Source organism: Rhodococcus sp. EPR-134, from assembly GCF_001647205.1.
Lineage (GTDB): Bacteria > Actinomycetota > Actinomycetes > Mycobacteriales > Mycobacteriaceae > Rhodococcus_F > Rhodococcus_F qingshengii.
Map to the genome: position 1 here is coordinate 1 of NZ_LVCT01000016.1, position 16,338 is coordinate 16,338.

The following is a 16,338-nucleotide window of genomic DNA, read 5'->3' on the forward strand; positions in this document are numbered from 1 at the left end:
CCAGTTGGTGCGCAGAGTCGCCTGCAGGAACGAACGCACGCCGCGCAAGACGCGATCCTCGTCGAGAGTGTCTGCACCGTCGACTGATTCGTCGATGGCCGCCGTTGCGGTAGCCACAGCTGTCTCACGCACACCCGCCACGGCGGGGTCGAAACGCGCGGTGAAAAGTTCGATCGCCTGCCGTACGAAGAGTGGCTTCGCTGCCAACACTCCGACGATGTAGCTCTCGGACAAACCGATACGAGCCTGAGCGAGGAAACGGCACGCAGCGCGCAGCAACTCTGCATCGCGCCAGGTGATGTCTGCTCGTCCGATCAGACTGGAGAACGCATCCATCCGGGTCTGTCCGGCGATGACGGCTTCGAAGGCGTCCGCCATCTTCTCCAGCGCACTGCCGTCGAAGGTGCTCGGCTCGAAGGTGAAGTAATGCGCCGAACCCAGAACGGTCGGAAGCGGGCGGTGCGTCGAAACTCGGAGTCCGAGAGACTCGAAGTTCTCGCACAGATCGGAGAGGGAGGGCTCTCCGGACGGCCACAGCACCACGCAGGTCAGATCGTCACTGTTCAGGTTGTCACCCTGACGGAAGACGAGTCGCTGGCCCGCTGCTGCCAATTCGGCGACCAGTTCGAGCGCCGGGTCACCGGATCGATCACCGCCTGCCGGTCTCGATTCTGCAGCTGCGGTCTTGGTCGCCGATGATGTGCTCGCCATTGAACACCCTCCTGGAAATTATTGGATCCGAACACTTTCCAGTGTTGCGTGGATCACCGGAAAGAGGTCGTGCCCGATAGGAGTACCAACCCCCATCGGGCACGACATTTCGGCAGTTGCGGTGAGCTCAGTCGCCCAACCTGATCGGAGCAAGCTCCTCGAACACGTCGCCGGGTCCGGGATTCTCGGCAGGCGCAGCGCCGCCGAGATGGTTGACGACGCCCCATACCGCGTTGATCGCGGTCTGGATCGCGCCCTCAGCCCAGCCGGCGGTCCACGACACGTCGTCACCGGCGAGGAAGATTCCCCGATGGCGCGGTTCGAGATCATTCTGCACGAAGTGGGAGAACAGGCGCTCCTGGTAGCGGTAGTGCCCCGGAAGGTTCGCCTTGAATGCGCCCATGAAGTCGCGCTCGGTTTCCCACGACAGCGTCACCGGGCTCGAGATGATGTGGCTGCGGAAGTCAACGCCGGGGTAGATCTCTTCGAGAGAGCGCAGCATGATGTTCATGCGCTCGGTGGCGTCGAGCGCCAGCAGCTTCAGCGAATCGTCCGACCAGGTGTACGACAAGCAGATCAGGCCTGGCTTGCCCTCGCCTTGATCCAGCAGGTAGGTGCCGCGACTCATACGGTCGGTCAGTGTCATCGACACCGAATCACGGCCGGTCACGGGGTCCTTGTCCTTCCAGAACGGGCGGTCGACGAGAACGAACACCTTGGTCGAACCCATGTAGTGAGTTCGCTCGATCGCAGTCCAGTGGTCGATCGGGAACAGATCGTCGTCACACCTGATATTGTTCAGCAGCATCCAACTCTGCACTGTCACAACGGCACTCGCATACGTGCGAATGAAACCTTCGGAGTCGGTGACCGTGATGTTGCCGGGCTCGGTACGCCGGAGTTCGGTGACGCGGGGACGCGTCTCACCGTCGTTGAGCGAAGCGACCGTAGTACCGGCAGGCCAATGCGCCATGTGCGCCGGGGCGCGGTTCCACAACCGCATCGGCAGCTGCTGCGATCCACCGACGATGCCGCGGTGGTCGTCGTCGGCGGCCGTGATGACCACACGAAGGATTTCGAGGATCGAATTGGGGTAGTCGGTATCCCAACCGCCCGTACCGAATCCGACCTGTCCGAACACTTCCCGCATGTGGAAGGACTTGAAGTGCTTCGACGCGGCGAGGAATCCGTAGAACGTCTGGTCGTCGTAGCGCACCACGAGGTCGTTCCAGATCCGCTTGATTTCTGCGGTGTCGCGGTCACGAATGGCCTGCTGCAACGGAATCAGATCGGCATGCTCTTCGAGAGTGCGCTGCCAGGCCTGCGCCACCTCGGTGTAGATCGGCGGCAGATCCTCGAGAGTGTGCGCGTAGTGGCTCTCGCCCTTGAGATCGATGACGGTGCTCGGCGTGACCTCGGCAAGGGGATTGGGGAACTCTTCGGTCTGCAGACCCAGTTCGTTCAGGTAGTGGAACAACGTCGTCGACGATGGTGGGAAACGCATTGCGCCCATCTCGTCGACCACCCCGGGGTGCCCGTCGAACTCGACCGACCGCATCCGGCCACCGATCTGATCAGCTTCGTAGACAATCGGTTTGAGACCGATCTTGAGCAACTCGTAGGCCGCGATCATGCCGGAGAGTCCGCCACCGATCACGGCAACCTCGGTACCCAGTGCCAGGTCGGGCACCGAGCCGAGTCCCGCCGGACTGGAAACGTAGTCGTCGTACGGGAACGGAAAATCCGGTCCGAACATCGTGAGGGGCGGCTGCTTGCCGGGTTCCGAGGAACTGTCCGGAGCTACTGGGATGGTCATCTACGGTTCTCCTTGGAGACAGTCGTGACAGGAAGGTCTGGATACAGATCGAGGCGTCGATCGTCGAGATGTGTATTGAGAGTGCGCGATTGCGCGACGGTGGCGGCGGCGATGTCCGCGAAGAGCAATTCCTGGTCGCCGCCGGCCCTCGCCAACTCGGCACCGTCTGGTGCGATGGCGCACGAGAGACCGCAGTAGGTCAGCTCGGTTTCGGCACCGCAGCGATTGACGTAGGTGACGAACATCTGACTCTCGTAGGCGCGGGCCGGAACCACTTGCTGCGCAATGTGTTCGTAAGGAGTCATCAAGCCTGTCGGCACGATGAGCCATTCGGTACCGGCGTCGGCATGGGCCCGAACCGCTTCCGGAAATTCCACGTCGTAGCAGATCAACAACCCGCAGCGGATGCCCTCGAAATCGAACCCGACCACTAGGGTCTCACCTGGCCGGAAATGTTCGCGGTCGAGCGTGCCGAACAGGTGCGTCTTGCGGTAGTGCGCAAGCGAAGTGCCGTCGCGGTCCACCACCTGCACACTGTTGTAGACATCTCCCCCGTCGAGTTCGGGGTAGCCGTAGACGACTGCGATGCCTGCACTTCGAGCAATCGCGGCGACGGAATCGAAGATCGGGCCGTCGGCCGGTTCCGCGCGTAGCGACACCAGTTCGCCGATGTCGTAGCCGGTTGCGGACATCTCCGGCGTCAGCAGGATCTTCGCACCGGATGCTGCAGCCTCGCGGGCAGCAGTGTCGATTGCAGCGAGGTTGAACTCCACCGACGCAAAGGTGTCCGGGGTGGTGAGCGGACCTTGGAACAGGCCAACTCGAACTGAATCGACATGCATGGTGCGCTCCTTCAGGAGTTCCGTGACGCCAATTTTCGACGGTGTGTGTGACGGGGACAACTACCAGCGTGACGGGTGCCGCCAATCATGTCAACTCTTGTTTCCTAAGAATCAACATTCGCGGATTCGAGTCTCACGAAGACGACGCGCGGGGCCCTTCCGGCAATGCCGGATTCAAGACCCACAGAACCTTCGCCAGAACCGAGCCTTCGGCCTGAAAACTATGGTTGTGCGTCGGCGTGAATGTGAAGGAATCGCCCGCCGCAAGTACGACGTCTTCGGCATCGACGGCCTCACCGTTCGGATCCGTCCGACCGCCCTCGAACGAGACCCGCAAGCCGCCCTCGAGCACGTGCACGAAGTTCACGTCGATCGGCAGACTGTAGAACTCCCGACCACTTCCGCCGCCTGGTTCCAGCTCGCCGAGCAGCACCTGAATTCGACGCTCGTTGGTAGGCGTGAGCAGGTACTCCGTCATCTTTTCGCCACCGAAGCTGATTTGCGGCATGGCGTCGGCGCGGACTACTTCACCGGCGGACGCATTCTCGAACAGGGATCCGACGGGGATCTCGAGCACCGCGCACACCTTTATCAGGGTCGCCACCGACGCGTTGACGTGATCGCGCTCGAGTTTCGAGAGATACCCCTTGGTCACACCACAGGCCTCGGCCAGGTCGTCGAGGGTCAACCGCTTCGATTGACGTGCCGCCTTGAGCCTCGCCCCGATGCGCGGTCCGACCGGCTCGACCGCTTCCTTCGCCTTGGCCACTGAACCCACTCCTTCACGACCGCGGTGTCCCTTTCAGGAAACAGGGGTTGACAACCGAGCCTCTTGAAGAAACCATACTTGCTCAGAGAGCTACATCACTGAAGGGCGCCCGGTGTGCGCCGAATCGAGAGCAGGGACCTCTGCACATGGCTACCAACAACCCCGGATCGTTCATCGGACCCGTCGACGCCACGCGCGTCCCCCGCTACGCCGAGCCGACCACCTTTGCGCGTCTCCCGCGCCTGGACGAGGTCTCGCGCGCCGACGTGACGATCCTCGGCATCCCCTTCGATTCGGGTGTCAGCTACCGCCCCGGTGCCCGGTTCGGTCCGGGCCACATCCGCGCTGCGTCGAAGCTGCTGCGTCCGTACAACCCGGCGCTGAAGGTCTCGCCCTTCGCCAACCAGCAGGTAGCCGATTTCGGCGACATCGGCGTCAACCCCTTCGACATCCAGGAAGCTCTCACGACGGTTCAGTCCGCCGTTACCGACCTGCGCGCCGACGGGTCCTCCGTGCTCACGCTCGGCGGCGCCCACACCATCGCACTGCCGATCCTGCGCTCACTGGCCCGCGATCACGGCCCGATCGCCGTCCTGCACTTCGACGCTCATCTCGACACCTGGGACACCTACTTCGGTCAGCCTTTCACCCACGGCACCCCCTTCCGCCGCGCCAGCGAAGAGGGCCTGATCGACATGGAGCGTTCGCAGCACATCGGCATCCGTGGACCGCTCTACAGCGAGAAGGACCTCGAAGACGACCGCGTCCTCGGCTTCCAGGTGATCCGCAGTGACGACTACGAGGTCGACGGTGTCGCCAGCATCGTCGAGCGCATGCGTAAGCGCCTCGACGGTGGCCCGGTGTACGTCTCCGTCGACATCGACGTACTCGATCCCGCCCACGCTCCGGGCACCGGAACACCCGAAGCGGGCGGCATGACCTCTCGCGAATTGTTGAACACACTGCGTGGGTTGGTGGGACTCAACGTGGTCGGCGCCGACATCGTCGAGGTAGCGCCGGCGTACGACCACGCCGAGATCACCGGTATCGCAGCGGCCCACGTCGCTTACGAGTTGCTGTCGGTGCTCGCACTCAATCGCTGAAGCAGCACAACGGTATCCGTCGTGTGATGCATCTCGGGGTTCGCGGGAAGATCACGTTCCCGCGACTCCGAGACCAACACCTTCCAACCATCGGTGAACAGCGACTCCACGTATTCGGATGTATGGAGCATGGCCCGATGGTGCTCGGTCGGCGACTCGTGAGGTGAGTGGCCCACGATCAGCAAATGCCCGCCGGGCGCGACCAGATCTCCGAGAGCACGGAACAATTCCCCGCGCGCGGGTTCGAGCATGTGGAAGAACTGCGCGGACACCAGATCGAACGAGCGCCCCTGCGGATCCCACTTCGTCAGGTCGGCTTCCAGCCATTCGATGTCGACGCCCTCGCCCTCGACGTGAGCCTGGGCGCGGCCGAGCGCAACCGACGAGATGTCGGTGCCGGTGACCTTCCACCCGCGACGCGCCAACCACAAAGCGTCGGCACCTTCGCCGCAACCGACGTCGAGTGCCGTGCCCGGTTCCAGGTCGGAGGCTTCGGCAATCAACTGTGGGTTGGGATTTCCGCTCCAGCGCGCGGGGCGTTCCTCGTACAGCGAGTTCCAGAACTGTGCGTCCGCCTTGGCGTACGGATTCTAGGTGGTATCGGAGTTTTCGTGGTGATTGTGGTGTTCGTGGCTCATGCACCCAGGATGAACGACCTTCCACAACTCACGCAACCATCTTTGCTGAAACAGCAACTCCTCCATTTCGACGCCCTGCTAACGTCACGTCGTGGCCGTTGGATTTCCCGTGTTTCGTCTCTACTGCAACTCAGCAGGCCCATACGTTTTGTGTTGTGCGCATTTCCCCGAGGTCACCGGTTCGAACTCGTACGAAGAGTTCAGCGTCCAGCAGAGCTTCGACCGCGCAGTCGAGAAGATTCTGCGCGATGCATCCTTCGAACCGACTACCTTGACTTTGGTCGGCGAGCAGCAGGGCTATCCCGTCGGAGACCGACTGTTCGATACGACAGTTCCGCGTACCGGAACCGTCTCATACGCGTTCCAAGAAGCCGGACCGCCGTGGATCGTTCTCGGCCTTGATGTTTCGGCGGACGAATTCTGGTCCGAAATCGACGACGACGCAGACCTCCACGGTCTCGGCCCCACCTCCCCGTTGAGGTCAGTTCCAGCAACCGTGCTCACGGAGACCGGGTGGCCACGACGAAGTGACCTCGACTCCCCGTGAACTGAACCAGAACTCCAACCTTCGTGAAATCGAACAAAAATCCGCCCGATTTTCGTGAGGATCGACCGAGATGCCCGTCACGTCCTACGCCAAGATTTAGCGGTCACACTCGACTGCGCCCTCACGATTCACTCCCGGGCCCCGGCTCCTTCACGGAGGCACAATGAAACACCGCTCCTATTCGACGCTTGCCGCGACCGCGGGGCTCGCGCTCGTATTGTCGGCTTGCAGCTCGGGAGGCACGTCCTCGGGCTCCGGCGGCGGTGAGCCTCTGACTGACGGAACCTTCCGGTACGCGTTGCAAGGCGATCCGGGTGCACTCAACCCGATCATGTCCGGCTCTGCGGCAACCGCGGAAATTTCGAAGCTGGCGTACGACTCCCTGGTCTACCAGGATCCTGAAACCAGTGAATTCAAACCATGGTTGGCCGAGAAGTGGGAAGAAACGCCGACCTCCGCGTCCTTCACCATTCGTGAAGGCGTGACCTGTACCGACGGGTCGACGCTGACTGCACAGACCGTCGCGAACAACATCAACTTCGTAGCCGATCCAGCCAAGGGTTCACAACAACGCGGCACCACAGTTCCCATCGGCGCTTCGGCCACTGCCGATCTCGCCACCCGCACCATCACGGTAACCACTCCGGCGCCGACCCCGTTCCTCCTCCTCACCATCAGTCGCCTCCCGATCATGTGCGATGCCGGTCTCGAAGATCCGACCGCCTCGAACAACAAGTCGCTGGGCTCCGGCATGTTCGAAGTCACCGAAGTCTCGGCCAATGACCACTACACGTTCGAGCTTCGTGACGGTTACAGCTGGGGGCCCGACGACACCACCTCCGACACACCGGGTGTCCCCAAGACAGTCATTGCTGTCATGGCACCCAATGTCAGCACCGCAGCAAACCAGCTTCTCTCAGGCGAACTGAGCGCATCTCCGATCGCCGGTCCGGACAAGGATCGCATCGATGCCGCCAATTTCGACTCGGTCCAGCGCCCACTTCCCGCCGGTCAGATGTACTTCAATCAGATTGCGGACAATCCGACCAGCGATCCCGCCGTTCGAAAAGCTCTCGTCCAGGCTGTCAATCTCGACGATCTCGCTGAAGTCATCACTGGCGGCCAGGGCACCCGTGCAACAAGTCTTGTCTCCGTCGAGCCCCGAGCCTGTGTGTACGACTCTGTCGCAGGCAACATTCCGGACTTCGACCTCAGCGCAGCAAAGGCAACACTGGACGCTGCAGGTTGGACCGCCGGCTCCGACGGCAAACGAAGCAAGGACGGAAAGCCGCTGACCCTCCGCCTCTTCTACGCTGCCGGCGAAGATGCGCGCAGCGCGGCAGCCGAGCTCACCCAGTCGGCATGGTCCGACCTCGGTGCGACCGTCGAGGTGACAGGAGCCGACCAGACCAAGGTTGTCGACGTCATGCTCAGTGGCAAGGACAACAACCAGTGGGACATCGCGTGGATCCAGATCAACAATTCGGTTCCCAGCGGGTTCGTCCCGTTCTTCTCCGGTCCTGCTCCGGCAGCAGGTAAGAACTTCTCTTCGATCAACAACCCCGCCTACGAAGCAGCCGTTGCCAAGGCATCCGGCTTGACCGGCGAAGCAGCGTGCGCGGAGTGGGCGGACGCCGAGTCACAGATCACCAAAACGGTGTCCGCAGTCCCGTTTGCAGATACGGTCTTGAGCTTCTACTTCAACAAGGCCGGACTCGCATTCGGTAAGACCTTCATCGGTTCTGCGTTGCGCCTCTACCAGTAGGCCGGTCGACCGAACGCGGTGCGTCAACGAGATACGTCAGATCATTGTGATCTGACGTATCTTGTTGCCACACCGATCGTCTCGTTGTCGAGTTCGACGTAGGTCAGCTGAGGAATGCTGGACGCAAGTTCACTGAAAGCCCACTTCGCGACATTCTCGAATGACGGACGGAAATCGAAAATCTCCGGCCAGGCACCGCTCGCCAATTGCTCGGCACATCGATCGACGGACTCGTCCAGAGCGTCCGTGTCGACAAACCATCCACGTTCTCCGAGTTGGTCGTCCTCGAACGAGAACGCCACTCGCATCGTCACGCGAAATCCCTCGGCAGGCATCAGCGGCGGCAAGTTCTTCGCGTCCCGCACCGGTGCCGGAAGCCCCTGCCTCACAGCGAATGTACGACGGATCTCGATACTGAACATGAGCACCAAGGTATCAATGTTCATCACAATTCTATGAGCGGACCAATCGCGCAATCGCGTCGTTCGCTTCTTTGATCTTCGCGTCCGCCTCGGGCCCACCGGCAACAGCGGCTTTGACGACGCAGTGGCCGATGTGGTCCTCGAGCAGGCCCATGGCCACCGCCTGGAGGCCCTTGGTCATCGCCGACACCTGCGTCAGGATGTCGATACAGTACTTGTCCTCGTCGACCATGCGCTGCAGGCCGCGAGCTTGACCTTCAATGCGACGCAGACGCGCCAGGTAGTCGCCCTTGGCGGTGATGTAGCCGTGCGAATCTCCCGTGCAGCACACATCGCCGGTCGCATCACTGCTTTGGACACTGTTTGGAGCGCTGCTTGGCGCACTGCCAACTTCTGTCGCTTCCGACATTCGATGTCCTCCTGTTCGTCAACACATGACTTCGCAACAATTCTCGTTATCGGTGCGATGTGCGGATACTCTTCGACTTCCCTTGTCTTGCAGAGCAATCACTGCGCACATCGCCACGCATTTCGCTACGGCACGAACAGATGGATGCATGGCGATTGCCCATGCCCGTTTTCCCGTTGCTGCGAAACGCATTCGGTTTCAGTGCCCGTGGTGCGCGTGGCTCGAGTGTTCGGCCCCAGGCGTGGTCGCATTGTCGGCCGTCAGCGTGAATTCCGCCGTACGTACCACTTCGCCATGTTTGAAGTCCAGGAACAACCGGTAGTCCTCCGCGCTCGGCATGTTGGCGTAGAAGGTGATTGCCGGTCCGGCCGGCGTGACACCGTCACCGGGATGACCGTCCGGATGGACATGGAGATATGCGAGGTCGGAGGCACGCAACGCGACCAGATGCCCGTATGCGGCAAGGTAGGGCTGCAAGTCTGTGACCGGGATTCCGTCACGACTGACCGAGAGTGTGAGCTTCGATGTCTGCCCTGCGTGGGCCGCGCTTTCGAGAGAGACGGTATAGCCGTCGACCGTCGTGACGGCAGCAGCGGCGGGCAACGGCCGAGGATCATAGGACCCGGCGACTCGTACATCCGCACTCAGCGTCATTCCGTCACCGCCGTCCGGAGTGAAGTCAGCGAAGACTCGGTAGTCTCCCGCGTGATCGAAATCGACTGACACACGCCAGTTTCCGTTCTCGTCCAATTCGGGATGCACGTGCTGGAATCCGGTCAGGTCCAGACCGACCACGATCAGATGCAACTGCTTGTCGTGGGTGTCGGCGTACCGGGTCAACGGAGCTCCAACCGAATCCAGGATCCGGAACTGCAAGGGGACATGGCTGCCGACGGCCGCCTCCGACGTTGCCAATTCCAGTGTGTAGCCGTTGTCGCTGAACATCTTGCCCTCCAAAGTTTGGGTCGGCAGCACTTTCGTTGCCGTCTGCGTCAGGTTCTCCACTCCTTGACATCGAACCTGTTGCAATTTGTACAATACCCCCCTAGGGTATGCAACGAACTACTCGAACACCCTGAATTCACTCGAAGGAGATCCGATGCGCATCTACGCAGAGCGCCGGCCGAATGAGTTCCAAGAGCAGCATTTCCCCGTGCACCCCAACGAAGCGCTGCGCCGATGTCACCCAGGCCCGCTTACGACACCCCTTGACCAAACAAGCATCACCTATACCCCGTACAGGTAAGGAACTCAGAATGTCCACACAACCGAAATCCACCCGTAAGTGGTGGGCGTTGGCGTTGATCGCCGCCGCTCAGTTCATGGTCATCATGGACACCTCCATCATCGGCGTCGCTCTCCCCCAGATGCAGAGCGATCTCGGCTTTTCCCAAGAAGGCCTGACCTGGGTCTTCAATGCGTACGTCATCGCGTTCGGCGGGCTACTCCTCCTCGGCGGCCGCCTGTCCGACCTGTTCGGCGCCCGCAGAGTGTTCTCTGCTGGTTGGCTGATCCTGCTGATCGGTTCCGTTGTCGCCGGTGCCGCCGGTAACGTCGCCGTCGAACTTGCGGGCCGTGCAGTCCAGGGCGCCGGCGCCGCACTCATCGCACCATCGGCGCTCACCTTGCTGATGATGCTGTTCGGCAGCACACAAAAGGAAATGACCAAGGCGCTGTCCATCTACGGCGCTGCCGCCCCGGCCGGCGGTACGGCCGGCGTGTTCCTCGGCGGCGTCATCACCGAATACACCAGCTGGCCTTGGGTGTTCTACCTCAACATTCCCATCGCTGTCATCGCGCTGATCGCTACTCCCCTCCTGATGCCGAACGCACCGGCACGTACCGGGTCGATCGACTTCCTCGGCGCACTCGCTGTCACCGCAGGTCTTGCTGTCGGAGTCTTCGGCATCGTCAGAGCACCTGACGTCGGATGGGGATCCGGGCAGACGTGGCTGGCACTCGCCGTTTCGGCCGCTCTGTTGGGTGCATTCGTGTTGATCCAGTCGAAGCGTCGGGAACCTCTGGTGCGTCTGGGAATCTTCAAGGCGCCCAACCTCGGTGCCGCGAACATCGCTCAGCTCGTGCTCGGCGCCGCCTGGATACCGATGTGGTTCTTCCTGAACCTGTACCTGCAGCAAGTGCTCGGATACAGCGCCTTCCCGGCCGGTGCGGCGCTGCTGCCGATGACGATCTTCGTCATGCTCGGCATGGTCGTCGTGGCACCACGGGCCATGGCACGCTTCGGTGCAAAAGCGATGATCGTGACCGGATTGCTTGTACTGGGAATCGGTTTGGGTTGGATGTCGTTGATCCGGCCCACAGGCAACTTCTGGGTCGACGTACTGCCGGCATCGCTCGTGGCTGCCGCAGGTATGACGCTGGCGTTCATTCCCTCACTCGGTACGGCGATTTCGGCTGCACGCCCGGAAGAGGGCGGATTGGCTTCCGGCATCGTCAACGTCAGCTACCAGGTCGGCTCGGCTGTCGGCCTCGCGGTGATGACCGCGATCGCAGCAGTGTTCGGCGCTGATCAACTCGGTGACCTGACGGAGTTGACGAACGGTTTCTCCGCCGTGTTCCTCGGAGCAGCCGCCGTCGCAGTGGTTGGCGCAGCAATCACCGCGGTCGTGATGCGGTCGACCAAGGTCGACGATCCTCGAACCATTCAATCCACCGTCAATTCTTGACCAACTCCGGTGGTGGGTTCGGCCGCTATCACCAGCCGAACCCACCACCGGCGGAACCACTTAGGACTCGTTATGTCGCGCCTTGCTTCTCTCACGCCCACCACCGCTGTCGGTGCATCGAAAGACCTTCTCGCCGAACTCGTCAACCGTCACGGACAGGTCGGTGACATGGTCGCGGCGATGGCTCATTCGCCCGCTGTGCTGGGCGGCTATCTGCAACTCAGCCGAGCAATGAAGCGAGCGAAACTCAGCCGCAAGATCACCGAGCGAATCTCTATCGCTGTGCAGGTCCAGCAAGGTTGCGCTGTTTGCCTCGAAGCCCACGTCGCCGCCGCGCACGCCAACGGCGTCGAGGCGGACGAGATCGAGCGTGCCCGCGCGGGCACCTCGGCCGATCCCGCCATCGCGGCAATGATCGACCTCGGGCTTCGCGTCTATCGGGAGCCTGCCTCGATTTCAGACGAACACATCACGGGCCTTCGAGCGCACGGCTACGGTGATCGCGAGATCGCCGACGTAGTCGGAATCGTCGCCCTCAATGTCCTGACCGGAGCTTTCAATCTTGTCGCGGGAGTGAAACCAAATGAACCGGATCGCTAACTCCGCACCGGAACGGAACAGCCTGCGTCTGTTCTTGATTCGCGACTATCGCCTGCTCTTCAGCGCCCAGATCATCGCGCTGTTCGGCACCGGGTTGGCGACGGTTGCGCTGGGTCTACTCGCCTACGAACTCGCCGGACCGAGCGCCGGAGCCGTGCTGGCCACCGCGCTGACGATCAAGATGTCCCTGTACGTCGTGATCGCTCCACTCGCGGCGGCGTACGTAGACCGGTTGCCGAGACGGGCTTTCCTCGTTGTCCTCGACGCCATTCGCGCAGCGGTCGTGATCGCATTGCCCTTCGTCAGCGAGATCTGGCACATCTACGTGCTGGTGGGCGTTCTCCAAGCTGCGTCGGCAGCGTTCACTCCCACGTTCCAAGCGGTCATCCCTGACATCGTGACCGACGAGGCCGATTTCACCCGCGCGCTGTCGGCATCGCAGGTCGCTTACACGATGGAAAGTCTGCTCAGCCCTGTTCTTGCCGCAGTCGCTCTGTCCTTCATGACATTCAACCTGTTGTTCGTCGCCACCTCCGTGGGCTTTGCCGTCTCGGCACTGCTCGTGCTAGCCACCCGAATCCCCAACGCTCGCCGAAGTACTCACCGCAAGGCGTGGGATCGGATCGCGTCGGGGGTGCAGATCTTCGTGACCACGCCGCGACTGCGCGGCATCATGGCACTCAATCTCGTGGTGGCAGCAGCCGGATCGATCGTGGTGGTCAACACCGTCAACTACGTCCGCGACGAGCTCGGTGGAACCCAATCCGACGTGGCGTGGATGCTTGCCGCGTCAGGCACCGGCACGTTGGTGACCGCGCTTCTTCTTCCACGCGTTCTCGACAGAACCGCTGAACGTACTGTGATGACAGCAGGTTCCGTTGTCCTGGTCGTCAGCGCCGGCGCGACGGCAGCCCTCGCCGTGGCCGGTGTATTCACGTGGATGCTCACTGCCGCAGTGTGGGCACTCGTCGGCGCCGGGATGGCCATGATCGTCACTCCGACCGGAAAAGTACTTCGGCGCTCCGTCGAACCCGCAGGCATACCGGAGGTGTTCGCAGCCCAGTTCTCCCTGTCGCACCTTGCCTGGCTTGTCACCTATCCGATCGCCGGATGGGTTGGTTCGAGCGCGGGATTTGCGGTCACCTGGAGCATCCTTGCAGCGCTTGCCGCAGTGGGAGCCGTTGCAGGATTTGCACTTTGGCCTCGGGAGACAGTTGCTGAATTGCCCGGACAGGCGACGTATGAAACCACGCGAGGCCAATGCACCTTGGCGGCAACCCAGTGCGCATGCGCTCGCACCGTCTGATGTCGACGGTCTGCCCGAACCTCGATTGGGCCTCAACGAAAGTGGTGGTGCAGCCATCGCCTGCACCACCACTTTTCGCTCAGCTCACGTCGGCATACTTCCTGGGATTTGCGTCGAACCGAGGACCACATCCCTTGCAGCAGAACCAGTACCGATTACCTTCGAAGTCACGAAACAGGCCTTCCGCTTCGGCACGCACCTTCTCGATCACGCTGCCGGGCATGACCCGACATTCGACAAGTTCACTACTGCCAGCGGTGAGTAGGTCTTTCCCACCGGTCGGCATCGCCGAACCGACAGCGCCGACATCGCCTTTGGCGTCAGACTTCGGGGTGTTGCCACAGCCACAACTGCTCATTGGGATTCCTGTTCTTTTGCGGGACGGATGCGGCCCGCAAAGCGAGCCCGATACAACCGCCAATATACCCCCTATAGGTATATTTGACTGAACCTAAGGGTGCGTTCAGTTGACACATCGCCGTATAAACCATTGCGGGAGAAAGAATAATGCGTCACCAGTCTCGGATCACCTGCAGCATCACGACACAGTCAACCCTATACCTACTGGGGGTATAGGGTAGGTCTGGCATCAACCAGCCATGTCCGCGAGGTCGTCGACGAAGAGGAGCAATGAAGAACTGGAAAGCAATCGGCAGCAGCCGATTCGCCGTAGTTGGAGCTTTGCTGTTGGTCGGCATGCTCTGGGGAAGCTCGTTCCCCCTGGTTGCTGTGGCAGCACCAACTCTCGGCGCCGTCGGCACGACGCACGGCCGCTTCATTGTTGCAGCGTTGGTTCTCGCGCTGATAACTGCTTCCAGCAGATCGACCTGGCGCGCGGTCGGTCATCGGTTTCCTGCATTCCTACTGCTGGCTGCCCTCAACGTCGCTGGGCCCCTGACGCTTGTCGCAACTGCGATCGTCGGCCTCAACTCGTCGACGGCGTCGATCCTGAACGCCACGACTCCGATGTTCACCGTATTCGTCGCCGCTTTCTGGCTTCGACAAAAGATCACCTGGCGAAAACTCTCGGGGGTCGCGATCGGCATCGTCGGCGTCTCGGTGCTTGTCGGCGGAATTCCGTCAGCGATCGACAGTCGCGCAATGCTGGCCATTGGCGCATCTTTGACCGCGGCGCTGCTGTACGCAGTCGGAGGTGTCTACGCACGAAAGTCGTTCCAGGACACTCCACCCCTGACGCTGGCCCTCGGCCAACAACTTGCCGCGGTCGCCCTCTTGGTGCCGGTGTCCGCCGTCGCTCCCCCTCCGGGGCCCATAACCGTCGGCCCACTCATCGCCGTGGTAGCCCTGGGGCTGGGGGCTACCGCCGGTGGCTACCTGGTCTACTTCTGGATAATTCGTCAGGCGGGTCCAGTCGCGGCATCGGCCGTCACTCTTCTCGTTCCGATTTCGGCATCAGCCATCGGAGTGCTGTGGTTGAACGAGCCTGTTACCTTCGCGCTCGTTGGCGGTCTTGTCATCATTCTTGCCGGAGTCGGCTTGCTCCTGGATCTTCCGCCGACGCGAGATCCATTGCGCAGGGTTGCCCCGGACCGGGCGGCTAGCGCGGACAAACGGCCGGTCAGCGGCTGATCGGAGCCGTCCAAAGTCCGACCAGCGCGTCGACGAGGTCGGTCGTGAAGTCCTCCCATGACGTGACCGCGTCCGGCCCCTCTTCGGCAAGCGTGCGCTCACGTTCGGCGAACATGTGCACGATCGCATTGCGTCCGATGTCCGCGCGGGCGCGTCGAACACTCATCGGCATGTCGGCCAGACAGTCAGAGAGTCCCCGAAGCGTCTCCTGCAGGGTGGGCGAGGCCAGTACCTCGTCGTAGACGATTTTCCGCAGGACCGGGTCGGTGAGAATCTGTGCACTGAACCGCGCGTACCAAGTCGGGCCACCCATTTCGGCGTAGTGATCGGTCGACGCCCGAACCAGACACGAAATCCAGTCACGAACGTTTGTGGACCCTTCGATCTCACACAGCAGTTCGCCACGCTTCTTCTCGACCTGCTGGGAATGCTTGTTCACGATCGCGCGGACCAGATCGGTCTTGGTCCCGAAGTGGTATCCGACGGCTGCATTGTTGCCCTGACCCGCCGCTTCACTCACCTGGCGGTTCGAAACCGCGAAGACACCGTGCTCGGCGAACAACTGCTCGGCGACGGCGAGAATGCGGTCTCGGGTTGCAGCAGAGCGCGCGGAATTTGCGGCGCCGCCGACGTCGGCCGACGCGTCCTCAGTCCTCGTAGTCATGGGCACCATCATCCTCGACCATCCGAAGCTGCTCGGCACCGGAGATATTCGTCACGATCGGAGGCGCACCCTTCCGTTAAGTCAGTCACTTGATTTAACTTTAGTTCAATCAACTGACTTAAACCATTATTCGTTCTTCCTCCGATGGAGTTACCGCAATGTCGTCAACCACTTCTCCACCACCGACAACGCCGCCACAGACAACGAAGTCGCCAGCCACCACCGCAGTGGTGGCTGTTCTGGCGTTTTCCGGCATCGTCGTCTCGCTCATGCAGACGCTGGTCATCCCGATCATCCCGCATCTGCCCGAGTACCTGAACGCGCCGGCGTCCGATACCGCGTGGGCTGTGACCGCCACGCTGCTCGCCGCCGCCGTCGCCGTCCCGACCATGGGCCGCTTGGGCGACATGTTCGGCAAACGGCGTCTACTCCTGATCAGCATGGCGCTGTTGGTCACCGGTTCGGTGGT

16 protein-coding genes and 2 pseudogenes are annotated in these 16,338 nt (G+C 61.7%); 8 read left to right on the plus strand and 10 right to left on the minus strand.

What is annotated here, in order from left to right:
- The 4 genes and pseudogenes from A2J01_RS00560 to A2J01_RS00575 all read right to left on the minus strand — a co-directional run.
- Positions 1-711, minus strand: a pseudogene (locus tag A2J01_RS00560) (NAD-glutamate dehydrogenase domain-containing protein); the annotation flags it as partial.
- Positions 712-838: 127 nt separating this feature from the next.
- On the minus strand, positions 839-2,527 hold the full coding sequence (locus A2J01_RS00565; RefSeq protein ID WP_064111432.1) for a flavin monoamine oxidase family protein: 1,689 nt from the start codon (positions 2,525-2,527) through the stop codon (positions 839-841).
- Entirely contained in the window at positions 2,524-3,369 is an 846-nt protein-coding gene (locus A2J01_RS00570) for a carbon-nitrogen hydrolase family protein (RefSeq protein ID WP_050655995.1), read from the minus strand. The genes A2J01_RS00565 and A2J01_RS00570 overlap by 4 nt, the downstream gene beginning before the upstream one ends.
- 133 nt (positions 3,370-3,502) lie before the next feature.
- Positions 3,503-4,138: a helix-turn-helix domain-containing protein gene (locus A2J01_RS00575; protein WP_007727089.1), complete on the minus strand. Its 636-nt coding sequence runs from the start codon at positions 4,136-4,138 to the stop codon at positions 3,503-3,505.
- Positions 4,139-4,284: 146 nt separating this feature from the next.
- On the opposite strand from A2J01_RS00575, the gene speB reads away from it, so the two are divergent.
- Positions 4,285-5,241 carry an agmatinase gene (speB, locus tag A2J01_RS00580; RefSeq protein WP_064111435.1) on the plus strand — a complete coding sequence of 319 codons (957 nt, stop codon included), beginning with the start codon at positions 4,285-4,287 and terminating at the stop codon, positions 5,239-5,241.
- On the opposite strand, the pseudogene A2J01_RS00585 reads toward speB, so the two are convergent.
- A pseudogene (locus A2J01_RS00585) lies at positions 5,205-5,801 on the minus strand (class I SAM-dependent methyltransferase); the annotation flags it as partial. The gene speB and the pseudogene A2J01_RS00585 overlap by 37 nt on opposite strands.
- 169 nt (positions 5,802-5,970) lie before the next feature.
- Between A2J01_RS00585 and A2J01_RS00590 the strand changes: the two are divergent.
- Positions 5,971-6,426 (plus strand): hypothetical protein, encoded by a 456-nt coding sequence (locus tag A2J01_RS00590; RefSeq protein WP_231915385.1) that lies wholly within the window; start codon positions 5,971-5,973, stop codon positions 6,424-6,426.
- Positions 6,427-6,589: 163 nt separating this feature from the next.
- The gene (locus A2J01_RS00595; protein ID WP_064111437.1) at positions 6,590-8,191 is read left to right on the plus strand and encodes an ABC transporter substrate-binding protein; all 1,602 of its coding nucleotides are present in this window, start codon (positions 6,590-6,592) and stop codon (positions 8,189-8,191) included.
- Positions 8,192-8,232: 41 nt separating this feature from the next.
- Here A2J01_RS00595 and A2J01_RS00600 read toward each other — a convergent pair whose 3' ends face one another.
- The 3 genes from A2J01_RS00600 to A2J01_RS00610 form a co-directional block, all read right to left on the minus strand.
- Positions 8,233-8,637, minus strand: coding sequence for a 6-carboxytetrahydropterin synthase (locus tag A2J01_RS00600; protein WP_064111439.1), 405 nt, complete (start codon positions 8,635-8,637; stop codon positions 8,233-8,235).
- 7 nt (positions 8,638-8,644) lie between these two features.
- On the minus strand, positions 8,645-9,022 hold the full coding sequence (locus A2J01_RS00605; RefSeq protein WP_064111441.1) for a metal-sensitive transcriptional regulator: 378 nt from the start codon (positions 9,020-9,022) through the stop codon (positions 8,645-8,647).
- Between the two features lie 198 nt (positions 9,023-9,220).
- A complete protein-coding gene (locus tag A2J01_RS00610; RefSeq protein ID WP_064111443.1) occupies positions 9,221-10,027 on the minus strand; it encodes a hypothetical protein in 807 nt (268 codons plus the stop codon).
- Positions 10,028-10,278: 251 nt separating this feature from the next.
- On the opposite strand from A2J01_RS00610, the gene A2J01_RS00615 reads away from it, so the two are divergent.
- The 3 genes from A2J01_RS00615 to A2J01_RS00625 all read left to right on the plus strand — a co-directional run bounded on the left by A2J01_RS00615 (position 10,279) and on the right by A2J01_RS00625 (position 13,615).
- Complete coding sequence (locus tag A2J01_RS00615) at positions 10,279-11,709, plus strand: MFS transporter (RefSeq protein WP_064111445.1); 1,431 nt, start codon at positions 10,279-10,281, stop codon at positions 11,707-11,709.
- A 72-nt stretch (positions 11,710-11,781) separates the two neighbouring features.
- On the plus strand, positions 11,782-12,309 hold the full coding sequence (locus A2J01_RS00620; protein WP_020906029.1) for a carboxymuconolactone decarboxylase family protein: 528 nt from the start codon (positions 11,782-11,784) through the stop codon (positions 12,307-12,309).
- The gene (locus tag A2J01_RS00625) at positions 12,293-13,615 is read left to right on the plus strand and encodes an MFS transporter (RefSeq protein WP_197494128.1); all 1,323 of its coding nucleotides are present in this window, start codon (positions 12,293-12,295) and stop codon (positions 13,613-13,615) included. The genes A2J01_RS00620 and A2J01_RS00625 overlap by 17 nt, the downstream gene beginning before the upstream one ends.
- Before the next feature lie 79 nt (positions 13,616-13,694).
- Here A2J01_RS00625 and A2J01_RS00630 read toward each other — a convergent pair whose 3' ends face one another.
- Positions 13,695-13,973, minus strand: coding sequence for a YHS domain-containing protein (locus A2J01_RS00630; RefSeq protein ID WP_003941173.1), 279 nt, complete (start codon positions 13,971-13,973; stop codon positions 13,695-13,697).
- A 272-nt stretch (positions 13,974-14,245) separates the two neighbouring features.
- On the opposite strand from A2J01_RS00630, the gene A2J01_RS00635 reads away from it, so the two are divergent.
- Positions 14,246-15,205 carry a DMT family transporter gene (locus tag A2J01_RS00635; RefSeq protein WP_020906026.1) on the plus strand — a complete coding sequence of 320 codons (960 nt, stop codon included), beginning with the start codon at positions 14,246-14,248 and terminating at the stop codon, positions 15,203-15,205.
- On the opposite strand, the gene A2J01_RS00640 is transcribed toward A2J01_RS00635, so the two are convergent.
- A complete protein-coding gene (locus A2J01_RS00640) occupies positions 15,195-15,869 on the minus strand; it encodes a TetR/AcrR family transcriptional regulator (RefSeq protein ID WP_007727120.1) in 675 nt (224 codons plus the stop codon). The genes A2J01_RS00635 and A2J01_RS00640 overlap by 11 nt on opposite strands.
- A 158-nt stretch (positions 15,870-16,027) precedes the next feature.
- On the opposite strand from A2J01_RS00640, the gene A2J01_RS00645 reads away from it, so the two are divergent.
- Positions 16,028-16,338 (plus strand): MFS transporter (locus A2J01_RS00645; protein ID WP_156519129.1); only part of this gene is annotated, 311 nt, incomplete at its 3' end.